8 protein-coding genes are annotated in these 11,314 nt (G+C 37.0%); 4 read left to right on the top strand and 4 right to left on the bottom strand.

Annotated elements, in window-relative coordinates; all coding sequences use genetic code 11:
- The first annotated feature begins 310 nt into the window (after window positions 1-310).
- Window positions 311-1,525 carry an arginine deiminase gene (locus MM239_RS19810; RefSeq protein WP_241350065.1) on the top strand — a complete coding sequence of 405 codons (1,215 nt, stop codon included), beginning with the start codon at window positions 311-313 and terminating at the stop codon, window positions 1,523-1,525.
- Window positions 1,526-1,671: 146 nt separating this feature from the next.
- On the opposite strand, the gene MM239_RS19805 is transcribed toward MM239_RS19810, so the two are convergent.
- Window positions 1,672-2,622, bottom strand: coding sequence for a helix-turn-helix transcriptional regulator (locus tag MM239_RS19805; protein ID WP_241350064.1), 951 nt, complete (start codon window positions 2,620-2,622; stop codon window positions 1,672-1,674).
- Between the two features lie 284 nt (window positions 2,623-2,906).
- On the opposite strand from MM239_RS19805, the gene MM239_RS19800 reads away from it, so the two are divergent.
- Window positions 2,907-3,410 (top strand): DinB family protein, encoded by a 504-nt coding sequence (locus MM239_RS19800; RefSeq protein WP_241350063.1) that lies wholly within the window; start codon window positions 2,907-2,909, stop codon window positions 3,408-3,410.
- A gap of 355 nt (window positions 3,411-3,765) precedes the next feature.
- Here the strand turns inward: MM239_RS19800 and MM239_RS19795 are convergent, their stop codons facing one another.
- Complete coding sequence (locus MM239_RS19795; RefSeq protein ID WP_241350062.1) at window positions 3,766-6,603, bottom strand: outer membrane beta-barrel protein; 2,838 nt, start codon at window positions 6,601-6,603, stop codon at window positions 3,766-3,768.
- Window positions 6,604-6,609: 6 nt separating this feature from the next.
- Window positions 6,610-7,359, bottom strand: a complete 750-nt coding sequence (locus MM239_RS19790; RefSeq protein WP_241350061.1) for a GLPGLI family protein — start codon at window positions 7,357-7,359, stop codon at window positions 6,610-6,612.
- A gap of 233 nt (window positions 7,360-7,592) precedes the next feature.
- Between MM239_RS19790 and MM239_RS19785 the strand changes: the two genes are divergently transcribed.
- The gene (locus MM239_RS19785) at window positions 7,593-9,074 is read left to right on the top strand and encodes a sensor histidine kinase (protein ID WP_241350060.1); all 1,482 of its coding nucleotides are present in this window, start codon (window positions 7,593-7,595) and stop codon (window positions 9,072-9,074) included.
- A complete protein-coding gene (locus MM239_RS19780; protein ID WP_241350059.1) occupies window positions 9,067-9,744 on the top strand; it encodes a response regulator transcription factor in 678 nt (225 codons plus the stop codon). The genes MM239_RS19785 and MM239_RS19780 overlap by 8 nt, the downstream gene beginning before the upstream one ends.
- Before the next feature lie 46 nt (window positions 9,745-9,790).
- On the opposite strand, the gene MM239_RS19775 is transcribed toward MM239_RS19780, so the two are convergent.
- A complete protein-coding gene (locus MM239_RS19775) occupies window positions 9,791-10,534 on the bottom strand; it encodes a LytR/AlgR family response regulator transcription factor (protein ID WP_241350058.1) in 744 nt (247 codons plus the stop codon).
- Window positions 10,535-11,314: the final 780 nt, after the last annotated feature.

Below are 11,314 nucleotides of genomic sequence, written 5' to 3'. Positions count from 1 at the left end.
GTATTCCTGTCGGACTATTACCAAAAGGTTAGAATCAAAACTTAAAGAACCGCCGTATACCGAACGGTACGTACGGTGGTGTGAGAGGACAGATAGGGAAATAATCCCTATCTTCCTACTCTATTTTTAGATTTTTGAGTCTAAGTTTTAGATTGATGCACCCTAAAGAAATGTGATTTTTGAAATATAGAAGGTTTAAGATGAGGTTTCTTAAGATCAGAAAGTATGGTAAATTACAATTGTAGGCTGCTATTTTACCATAATCTAGATATTTTACATTAATTTTAAGAAAATAAGATAAAATAGAACCATGAACCTTAGACTTAATTCCGAATTTGGTACTTTGAAGGCTGTTTTGATGCATAGACCGGGTAAGGAGATCGATCGATTAACTCCTTACAACAAAGAGTTTTTACTATTTGAAGATGTGCCTTACTTAGAGGCTATGCAGCAAGAGCATGATTATTTCACCAATTTGATCAAACAAACTACTGGAGCTACAGTTTTTAGACTTCAAGAACTTCTAATCCAAGTCCTTTCGGATGAGAAGCTACTTTTTAAATTAATGCAGCAGGCGCTTGGGAGATCAGGAATGGTGCATTTGGCGGATCAAATTATAGGAAGATTGTCTACTGCTGAGTGTGCTGTGGCATTGATGGCTGGGGTGAAGGTGCATGAATTAAGGAGGAAAATCCCAAACCTGTCAGCTGGGGAGTTGATGGAGTATGCATTTGTGATTCCTCCAAGTCCCAATCTTTATTTTCAGCGTGATCCTATGGCTGTGACACCAGGTGGCATTGTATTTTCTAGCATGAAAATGGAAGGGCGGCAGCGAGAGGCGGATTTGCTTCGTAGTATTTTTGAAAATCATCCAGATTTTAAAGAAAATGTAAACTGTATTTATCCTGTGCCAGGGCATGATAATCCTGCAAGTATTGAAGGTGGAGATATCATCGTGCTTTCCAAAAAAGCAGTCGCTATAGGGAATTCAGAAAGGACAGATGAAAAGGCAATCTACCATGTTGCCAAGGCATTACTTGCTGAAGGCACTATAGAGCGGGTGTATGAGGTTCATTTACCCAAAAAAAGAAATTACATGCACCTGGATACCGTATTTACGATTTTGGACGAAAATTTAGCATTGACATATCCTGATGCCTTGAATGCTGTGCTTCAAACGTCTCTTTACACCTTAAAAGAGATTAAAGATGATAAGGTTCACATTAAAAGAGAAGTACTTAATGAATCCTTGCTCACAGTTTTGGAAAAAGAAATCCCTTATTTAGAAATTTTGCATACTGCAGCGGGGAATCCTGACTATGCCTTGCGTGAGCAGTGGTTTGATGGAGCCAATGTATTTGCTATAGGTCCAAGAAGAGTGATTTCATACAATAGAAATAAGCATACCAATCGTGCATTGAGAAACCTAGGCGTGGAGGTTTTGGAAATACCTTCTTCAGAACTTTCTCGTGGTCTTGGTGGCCCTCGGTGTATGACAATGCCATTGAGCAGGGCGAAGATTTAAGTAATTGCTATCCTAAGTCCTTTGTTGTTGGGTTTAGCTTTTCCAAAGTTCAGTTTTGTACAAAGTGTTTGAATTAACATGTAATCTAACTTTGGAAAAGTTTACATCCAGTAAATTTGCTAATGAGTTGAGTACATCGCAAGCATTTATTCCTTCATGTTTTTAATCATTGATTCTAAAGTGTTTAACATCAATTCTTTGAGTGGTTTTGGTTCGATGATCTTGATGTCGTCAGCAAAAATGATAAGCCAACGGAGTATTCCCTCCAATGAACTTGTCATGAAAGTCATTTCAATATGATGATCCATTTCTTTTTCCATGACAAATCCGTGATTGAATTTTTGGCTTTTTAAGTATTTGGCTATTTGTTTGGATACATGAATGACTACTTGAATCAAAGTCTCTTCTTTTTGAAGCTGATTGAGGTAGGTTTTGAGCGTTGGATGCCTGTTGGGATATTCTTCATCCGTCTGTTCTATTTGCTGTATCCTATCCACTCGGAATGTTCGGTAGGCTTTTCTTAACCCGCACCAAGCGATAAGGTACCACCTGTCAAAAGCGTAATATATACCAACTGGCTCAATTTTTCTACGACTCCTTTCTTCTTTCAAGAAAGTGATGTATTCAATTATCAGCCTTTTCTTACTTGCTAAGCTGTAGATGATGGGTTGAAGACCGATTTGCTTGTCGGAAGCATGGCTAGGGGAGAAGCCTTCCATGATTTCAATGTGAGTAGATACATCTTCAAGGGTTGATTTGTCAGCATGTTTCATCACAGCCTTGATCTTCATCATGGCTGATTGAAAGTCTTGATTCATTCCTTTTCCAGTGATTTTTTCATAGATTTTTTCAACGACCAAAAATGAGAGTGCTTCTTCTTTGGTGAACATCAAAGGTGGAAGTCTATATCCTTCTACCAAGGTATATCCTATACCAGCCTCTGCGGTAATGGGTACTCCTGACTCTTCCAGTGCCTTCATGTCTCGGTATACTGTTCTCAAACTGATACCAAACCTATCGGCTATATCTTGAGCTTTGATACACCGTTTAGATTGAAGTTGTGTTAAAATGGCGGTTAGTCTTTCGAGTCGGTTCATATTTTACTGAGGTTGAAAGCTGAAATATTTTTGAAAATTAAGTAACAAAATGAATTTTTCTAAATGCTACTGACATAAGGCTGTCACTCTCATGTCTTTTTTTTGTGAAATAAATCAATGGAAACAGTAAATGAGATTAGGGTTTTTGGTATTTGACTTTTATCAATAAAGTCAAAAATCAAATGGGACATGATGCTTTAATTACGGGTATGCATCATGTTTTATTTCTGATACTTAATATGTCTTCAAATACCTATTTAATATTCACAAAAAAATAAAACACCATGAAAGATTCAAATTCTGTAACATCTGCAACAAAGTCAGTACCTGTTATGACACAACAGCAACTCTTGGAGCATTGGCAGGGGCATAGGGCTTTGACAAGGAGAGTGATTGAGGCTTTTCCAGAGGATGAGCTTTTCTCTTTTAGCATAGGTGGAATGAGGCCTTTTGCTATCATGATCAAAGAACTTATTGCCATTGCGGCACCAGGAGCAAAAGGTCTCGCTACAGACACTTGGGAGCAACTTGATGAGGAAATTGACCTTGGTCAAAGCAAGTCAGAAATCCTTTCTTTTTGGGACAAAGCCACGGAGGATATCAATTACTGGTGGTCTCAAATTCCATTGGAAAGGTTTCAGGAAGATGTACTTGCCTTTGGGATGTATCAAAACAAGGGCTATTGCAATTTACTTTATTTCATCGACAATGAAATTCATCACAGAGCTCAGGCTTATGTATATCTTAGATCCTTGGGGATAGAGCCACCTGCATTTTGGGAAAGGTAATACAAAATAGATCAACTTTTCCCGATGCTATAGACTGTCTCATCATTGCAAATGATCAATGATGAGACAGTTTTTTTTGATACATTAGTCTATATCGTTTAGTTTAGTGGAGAAGACCAGCCAGTTTTGTTATGGGTATTTGGTAAAGGCAATTATTTTGGGCGTGCTGAAAAACGCCATCTGAAGAATAAATCTTTTAAATTTAGCCCAACACCTCATTAAACAGGTATTGCCTTTTTAAGCAGCTGCAAGCTTTTTCCACGATCTACCTGAGACTTTTTCAGCAAGCCCTATTTACTTATGTGCAATTTGATGGAAAACCTTGTAGGTCTATGCCACAAACAACATTGATACATCAATTCATTATTCTCGTCATGGTAGGTGAACCGGTTCTTCTTATATTCCCTAGTGGGTTGGCTTTGTTGTTCATTTTGTAAGTGAAGCTTAGCATATAAAACCTTCCAAGGTTATTGGTAACAGTTTGTTCTATGAAATTGACATCCGCTCGCTGGGCTATACCAATGTTTTGATTCAATAGGTTGTCACATGATAGTTTTACCTCCCCCATATTGTTTTTGAGTACAAACCTGCTTAGCGAGATGTTGAGTAGTGGTATGGACTCGTCAAAATCGGAGGTCTGAGAATTGTATCTCAATAAATTGTATTTTGTATTGAAACTGTATTTTTGAAGAAAGTTTAGTCCTAAGTCAGTACTATAGCTTTGATTAATAAAACGCTGATTTTGTTGAGGGTTAAAATTATAAGCGGTGTTTTGTCTACTAATATTGGCTGCTAAGCCAAAGTTTATGTATTCTTTCCAGGTGAAATCATACCTAAAATTACCCCCAAGATTTAAGATTTTGATTTGATCTTCCAAATCATTGAGAAGCGTAAAGCTTCTGTTGTGGTTGAAGTTTGGACCTATATTGAACCTGCTATGGATTGCTTTCAATGGAAATCCGAGGTTGAAATTCCCACCCATTACAGTGTTGTTTTTTACATTAACAGGGATGATGGTTCGTATTTGTCTATCGTCTATACTTTGTGCATTTACTATTGAGTTTTCAGTATGGTTGACAAACATGTTGGCAAAAAGATTGATAAACTTACCCATGTCGAAACTATTATAATTGATTCTCATCGAGTGCATGTATGCAGGTCTGAGGTTTGGATTACCAATGTAAATATTCAATGGATCTGAGTTGTTGATCACAGGTTGGAGTTGCTGAATACTTGGTTCATTGACATTGGTTTGATAGTTGAGTGTCAAGTTTTTTGTATTGCTAAAGCTATAATTCATATTCATGCTGGGGAGTAGGTTTTGAAAGCTGTTATTCACTTGTGTCTGTGTCAGGTATGTTTCTCCATTTAGGGTGGTAGCCTGCAGGGCAATTCCTGCGACAATGTTGTAGCTCCCAGCATTGTAAGATACATTTGCTCCTGGTCTATGATAGGTATACAAAGCATTGAAATGATTGCTTAAGGGCTCGTTGAACACCAGGTTTTCACCTTCTCGATCAAAAACAGATTGGTTTACCTTATTTCTATTTTGGCGAATATTATAGACTAGCTCAAGGTATTTTCTTCCTCCCAAAGGTTCTGTGTAAGAAATGTTTGCCCCATAGGAGAAGTTTTCATTCTTTTGAATTTGTTCTTGTTGGATTATTTCTAGGCTTGGGTTATCTCCAAAGAATTCATTCTCTGCATACAATGAGCCTTCATTTTCATCAAGACTCAGTCCAAAAGTCAAATTCGCAGAAATAGTCTTTCCAGGTTTCTTGAACCTGTGACGCAATAGCATTTCAGTATTGGCTTGATAGCCACTGCCCGTAGTGAGATTTAACCGGTTTCCACTGTTGAGCATATTTCCTTCATCGTCTCGATTTACGGTCTCACTCCGTGCTATTCGGTCGGTAAGATTAAGTTGTGCTGAGCTAGTAGACCGGAATGAATTCAAGCTGTCTATTTTATGGTCTATAATTGCATTAATCTTATGGTTTGTAGACTGATTGTCTTGAATGCTACTTTCTTGGGAGATTAGATTTCCCGAAGGAAAAAAATTCAACCGATCAGTACTTTGCGAAATCTGATGATTGAGGTTATTCAAAAAGTAGCTACTTCTCAATTGCGTTTTTTTGCCAAAATCTTGGTTGAGATTGGCCCCATAACCATGGCTGTCCATGATACCATTCAATCTTTGGCCATTGTTGATAGGTATTCCAGCACTTCCTGCACCTCCACCGCCTATTGTGATCCTTACTACACCAGCTCCACCAGCCCCTAGGCCTTGAATTCCTCCCTGAAAATTAAGATAATTGTCAATGGAAAAACCTTGCTCATTGATGTTGTTTGAAAGGCCCAAGAAAGAGATTTGCTGATTTTCTGTGAACTTGTTTGCATTTCCTTGAATGCTATATCGCTGATCGGGTCCGTATCCAGCCGATATGTTGCCAAAGAAACCATTTTTATAATCTTTCTTAAGTTTAAGATTTATGGTCTTTTCTCTTTGACCGTCGTCAATACCTGTAAACTGTGCTTGCTCGGATTTCCTGTCCAATATTTGAACCTTCTCGATAGCCTCTGCAAGTAGGTTTTTTGAGGCGATTTTTGGGTCTGTGCCAAAGAATTCCTTGCCATCTACCAATATTCTGTTTACAGTTTCACCTTGAGCTTTGATGTTTCCATTTTGATCTACTTCTACACCTGGAAGCCTTTTCAGTAATTCTTCCACATTTGCATTTGGTTGCGTTTTGAATGCATCAGCATGATATTCAATGGTGTCTTTTTTGATGGTTATTGGAGCTATATCTTCCAAGGTAAATTCGTCAAGCTCTGTAGTCCGTTCTATCAGGGTGATAGTGTCTAGTAATAGCTCATTTCCTTCTGTTGGTTTTTGGATGATCTTATGGTATGCCTCAAAACCTAGAAATGCAACTTGAATCAGTAATTTTTCCTCTCTAAGACCTTTGATCTGAAATTGACCTTGGGCATTACTCACACCAAAAGCTATCAATGTCGAATCATTAGGGTCAAGCAAGGTCACAGTGGCAGAATTGAGAGGCTCCGATAGGTTGTCTTGGATAACACCTTGCAGGATCCAGTTAGATTTTTGAGCATGGGTATTTGAGGAAAATAGGGAACAGTTTAAGCAAATGAACAAAGTAATAAGGCGTGTGGGTAAGTGCTGTATCATTTGATTTTAATTTCTTATCATCATTCTAAATCCACTATTTCCGCCTTGGCTTTCAATGCCCATTTTACTCATTTGATCTTCAATCATGGCTTGATACTCCTGGTCACTTATTTCTTGACCATTTTTTGGAGCTTTGATTTCATTCTTTTTGAGAGGTCTCCATTCGATTTTGTCTGTGCTGATGATAATATCATCATCATTGATAGAGACTTCAAGAATCAACCCTGGGAGGCCATGATAGCTTTCTGGTCCAAGTGATACCCTGATTTCTTCTGTGAACCATGCTTTGATCTCTCGTTCACTTTTATCTTGGAAGCTGGCACTTTTACAAGTGTATCCATGAATTTCTTTTGTGTCTGTCCCTAGTTTCCACGGGATTCTCTCTTGGTCTTTTTTGATGAGGTATTTTTTGCCCATGAATTCTTTCATTTGGGTAATCAGTGATTCTTTTCTGTCTAGGTAGGTTTCATTAGACATGACTACTTGTGAGATGACCCTGGTATTTCCTTTCGAGCTTTGCTCAAAAGGATTTACTTGCTCAGGGATGTTTTTGTACAAGCTTTCATCAGGATTGAATAGTAGTACATTAGAAGAAGTGTTGAACTCAGGGATGATTTTTTTTATCTCCTCATTTTCAGCTGGAATTTTCTTGTGCATGTTTATTTTTGTGGTGTAGGTGATGACACCTTCTTCATTTTGGTTACTGATAAAAGACCAAAAGGCACAGAGTAGGATTACAATTGCGTATTTTTTCATAAGATTTTAAATTATTTTCTTCTGTATAGTAAATAGTCAATAGCGCGGTGAATTCACATTTTGGGCATTATCGAAAGGTTCTTTTCTTATCACCATGCGATAGTTTGTCAACCACCTATTCACGTTTCAAAAGTAAAAATTGGAAAAGTAGAAGAGAGTTAATGAACCTGAAAACAAGGTTAATTAAGGTTAATGTTGTTCTTAAAGCTTCTTAAAGCCATTATCTTTGTTTTATGATGAATAGTAATCGAGGATATTTGGTGTTGATGATCTCCAGTGTTTTGGTGATGCTGATCCTCCAGGTTTTGTGGCTAAAGGCTGTTTATGATGATTATAAGAATAGCCTCAAGCAGGAGACATCCTTACTGTTTTCCAACACTGTGAGAGAAATGACTGATTCTTTGATTTGGAAAGGGATAGTTCCACGTGATTTTCCTTCACTGATACCCCTAGATTCTATTAAGGAAATAAGGGAAAAGGCACTGATACTGCGTCAAGTAGATAAATCCCAAGTTATGACCAAATCATTGGACAATATCAGTATTCAGATGACTATAGATTCAGTGATGTCAGTTTCGAATGATAGCATGTCCAATAGGGTGATCAGGATAGTATCATCAGATATGAATATGAAAGCAGATACGCTTCGTGCATTAGTAAGGCCACTTATCCAAGGTGCTGAAAGGGCTGCAGTCAGCAGGGTTGAATTCAATCTAGGGAGAGATTTGCTGGATTCAGCCGCTTTGAGTATGCTTTTCAATCAAAAACTGGAAGAGCAAGGCTTTGATGTCAATGCAAAAATCTACAAGAAAGTGAGTTTAGACATAGACCCTGAGCATGTATCAAGTTTATTTTTATTAGATGAGGTGAATGTGCCTTTTGGAAAGGGCTTCTTAGCATACTTGGAAGATGTCAATATTTTTTTATGGAGAAAAATGTTGGTTCCAGCTTCTTTTGCAGGTTTAGTATTGATATTAGTGAGTGGTTCTTTTTGGTTGCTGTTCCAAAATGTATTGAGACAGCAAAGGCTAAACCTGCTCAAGAATAATTTAATTAGCAATGTCACTCATGAACTGAAAACTCCAATAGCTACGGTGGGAGTGGTATTAGAAGCATTAGAAAATTTTGGTGCAGATAAAGAAGTAGAGACTAGACAAGAATACATTCAAATAGCTAAGAAGGAATTGAAGCGACTAGAATCACTTTCAGATAGGATGTTGAATTCTGCTATTGGAGGAGTGAAAAAGCATGAATTTAGTGTCTTGCAATTTGATAAACTGGTAGAAGATCAAGTCTCTTCCTACAAACCTTTGCTGGATTCCAAGGCATTTGAGTTCGAATATGCAAAAGAAGCTGGCAGTTATCAGATGAAAGGGAGTAATGATCTGCTTGCCATGATGATTTTCAATTTACTTGACAATGCAGTCAAATACAGTAGATCAAACCGTCACATAAGACTTTCACTAAGTGAATCGGAAAAGATGATCAACTTTGAAATTCAGGATAAAGGTATTGGTATTCCCAATGAATTTCAAAAAGATGTTTTTGAGAAGTTCGTAAGGGTTCCCCAGCAAGATATTCATGAGGTAAAAGGGTATGGGCTTGGATTGGCACAAGTGGCCGAGGTTGTTAAGGATCATGGAGGACAAATTTCGCTTAGTTCTAAGGTCAACTTTGGGACATCATTTACAGTCAAATTTCCAAAATATGACTAAGGTCTTATATGTAGAAGACGAGCCAGCCTTGGCCAAGATAGTGAAAGAAAGCTTGCAAAGCCGAGGTTATGAGGTGACTTTGGCTGAAGATGGAGCGTTGGGTATGTTGGCTTTTGAGTCTTTGAATCCAGATATTTGTGTTTTGGACATCATGTTGCCAAAGCTTGATGGGTATTCTCTTGCAAATAAAATTCGGAAAGTGTCTCCAAAGATGCCTATCATTTTTTTGACTGCAAAAAGTCAACTTGATGACCTTGTGAAAGGGTTTCAGGCTGGTGGCAATGATTACCTAAAGAAGCCATTTAGTTTGGAAGAGTTGATTATTCGCATTGATAATTTGATCAAACTTACTTCTGGTCAGGTTAGCAAGCAGCAAGAATTAAGTTTTGGAGCCTTTACTTTTTTTCCAATGAAATATGAACTGAAAGGGCCAGGTGATCAAGTTCGTAGGCTATCTCACAAAGAGGCTGGAATTCTTCAGTTGCTTATTCAGCATACCAATACCACATTGGAGAGGAAAGAAGTCTTACTTTCGCTATGGGATGATGATAGCTACTTCAATTCCCGCAATTTGGATGTTTACATTACCAAACTTCGAGACTATTTGAAAGCAGATCCAAGTGTAGAGATCATTACGATCAAAGGGATTGGGTATTATTTTTCGGTTTAAGGTTTTGTTAAATGTGTGTACAGCTCGCAGGTGTTCTTTGATCAAATCAAGAGTTTATCTTATTTATCCTTGCTTGTAGATCAGCATAATACGTTTTACTAATTGGGATATTGGAATTTCCAATCATTACTTCAGAGGGAGATACAGCATCAATATTGTCAAAGTTTACAATATAGGATTTGTGTATTCTTATGAATTTATTTGTAGGTAAGTTGGCCATTATTTCCCGAATTGTACTGCGTAAAATAAATTCCTTATCTTTTGTAAATATTCTGGTATAGCTCCCTTCAGTTTTGATGTAATTGATGTCTTCAATGTTGATTTTTTTCAGCCAGCCTCGATCACGTATAAAAAGATTTCCGTCAGTTTGCTTTTCAGCAATGATCGTAGATTTTGCTTTTTGGTGATAGTAGTTGTGTAAGATCAGCTCCAGGTTTATGGCGAGCGTTTCCTTGCTAAATGGCTTGCTTATAAATCCTTCGGGATTTACATTTTTTACACGATGAATTGTATCAGGATCATTAAAAGATGAGATGAATATGATGGGTAGAGAGTAAGTATTCCTGATTTGTTCAGCTATTTCTATACCATCGGTTTTTCCTTTGAGCTTGATATCCATTAATACGATGCTCGGATTGAATGAATCAATTTCATGAATGATGTTTTCTCCAGATTGTAAGATTTTGATTTCGCTATAGCCTATATATTCCAGCAGCTCTTTGATGGTTTCGGATAAAACTAAATTGTCCTCTAAAAAAAGTATTTTATGAGAAGGGTCTTTTGTAAACATTATGAAATGGTTTTGTTGGAAGAGTATTCTAAAAACAAGTGTACCTATTTTGCTCTAAATGATTTAATATTAGGGTTTTAAGAGTGATAATATGATTTAGCTTGGGCGAATATTTTAATGAACTTCTTTAAATCAAATTTCGGTAATGAAATCCAAACTATCAAGTTAAAGTTTTAAGCCATATTTTTAATTTTAGTAAAAATCGCTATTTGTAAGGATGTTTTTGTTATGGAAAAGAATGAATATGTAATAAAAAATACTTTAAACATCTCTATTGTAGCATTTTATATTTATTAAAATAATTTTCAAACCCTAAAAAACGTCGTTAAACAACCCTCGTTTTTCAGGGTATTACCTGATTCTTTTAAAAGTTAATTCGAAACTATATTTGATTTACAAATAATTGATTGTCAAAAGGTCAGTTACCATTCAAATATTACTGTGATTTAGCTTTTATCAATATGACAAAGTTGACTGAACTAGTGATTATAGCCATTTTTATGCAACTTTGTGTATTTAATGAGGCTTATGGAGCGCGAGTGTATGCAACTTCAGGTGTAGTCTCTAACAGTACTCTTATAGTTGGAAGTGTAAATCAACCGAATCGATCTCGCGATGGTAATCCTAGGACTTTTGCAACATTAGGTATTATTGCCAGCAATTCCGAGCATAAATTTTCAAGTTGATTGTTAGGTTGTTACAACTATGCTTAAGAATTAATCTTCGGGCTATTCAAAAGGAACGTAAAAAATCCTATATAACTGAACCTGAGTCACATGC

Source organism: Belliella filtrata (assembly GCF_022549775.1).
Classification (GTDB): Bacteria; Bacteroidota; Bacteroidia; order Cytophagales; family Cyclobacteriaceae; genus Belliella; species Belliella filtrata.
Note: the sequence above shows the minus strand (reverse complement) of the source record. Positions and strands in the feature narration are given on the sequence as shown.

What these genes read in the sequence shown, in the direction of transcription:
- MM239_RS19805 (WP_241350064.1), bottom strand. Translation starts at nt 2,622, where the DNA reads ATGAACCGACTCGAAAGACTAACCGCCATTTTAACACAACTTCAATCT.
- MM239_RS19775 (WP_241350058.1), bottom strand. Translation starts at nt 10,534, where the DNA reads ATGTTTACAAAAGACCCTTCTCATAAAATACTTTTTTTAGAGGACAAT.
- MM239_RS19790 (WP_241350061.1), bottom strand. Translation starts at nt 7,359, where the DNA reads ATGAAAAAATACGCAATTGTAATCCTACTCTGTGCCTTTTGGTCTTTT.
- MM239_RS19785 (WP_241350060.1), top strand. Translation starts at nt 7,593, where the DNA reads ATGATGAATAGTAATCGAGGATATTTGGTGTTGATGATCTCCAGTGTT.
- MM239_RS19800 (WP_241350063.1), top strand. Translation starts at nt 2,907, where the DNA reads ATGAAAGATTCAAATTCTGTAACATCTGCAACAAAGTCAGTACCTGTT.
- MM239_RS19795 (WP_241350062.1), bottom strand. Translation starts at nt 6,603, where the DNA reads ATGATACAGCACTTACCCACACGCCTTATTACTTTGTTCATTTGCTTA.
- MM239_RS19780 (WP_241350059.1), top strand. Translation starts at nt 9,067, where the DNA reads ATGACTAAGGTCTTATATGTAGAAGACGAGCCAGCCTTGGCCAAGATA.
- MM239_RS19810 (WP_241350065.1), top strand. Translation starts at nt 311, where the DNA reads ATGAACCTTAGACTTAATTCCGAATTTGGTACTTTGAAGGCTGTTTTG.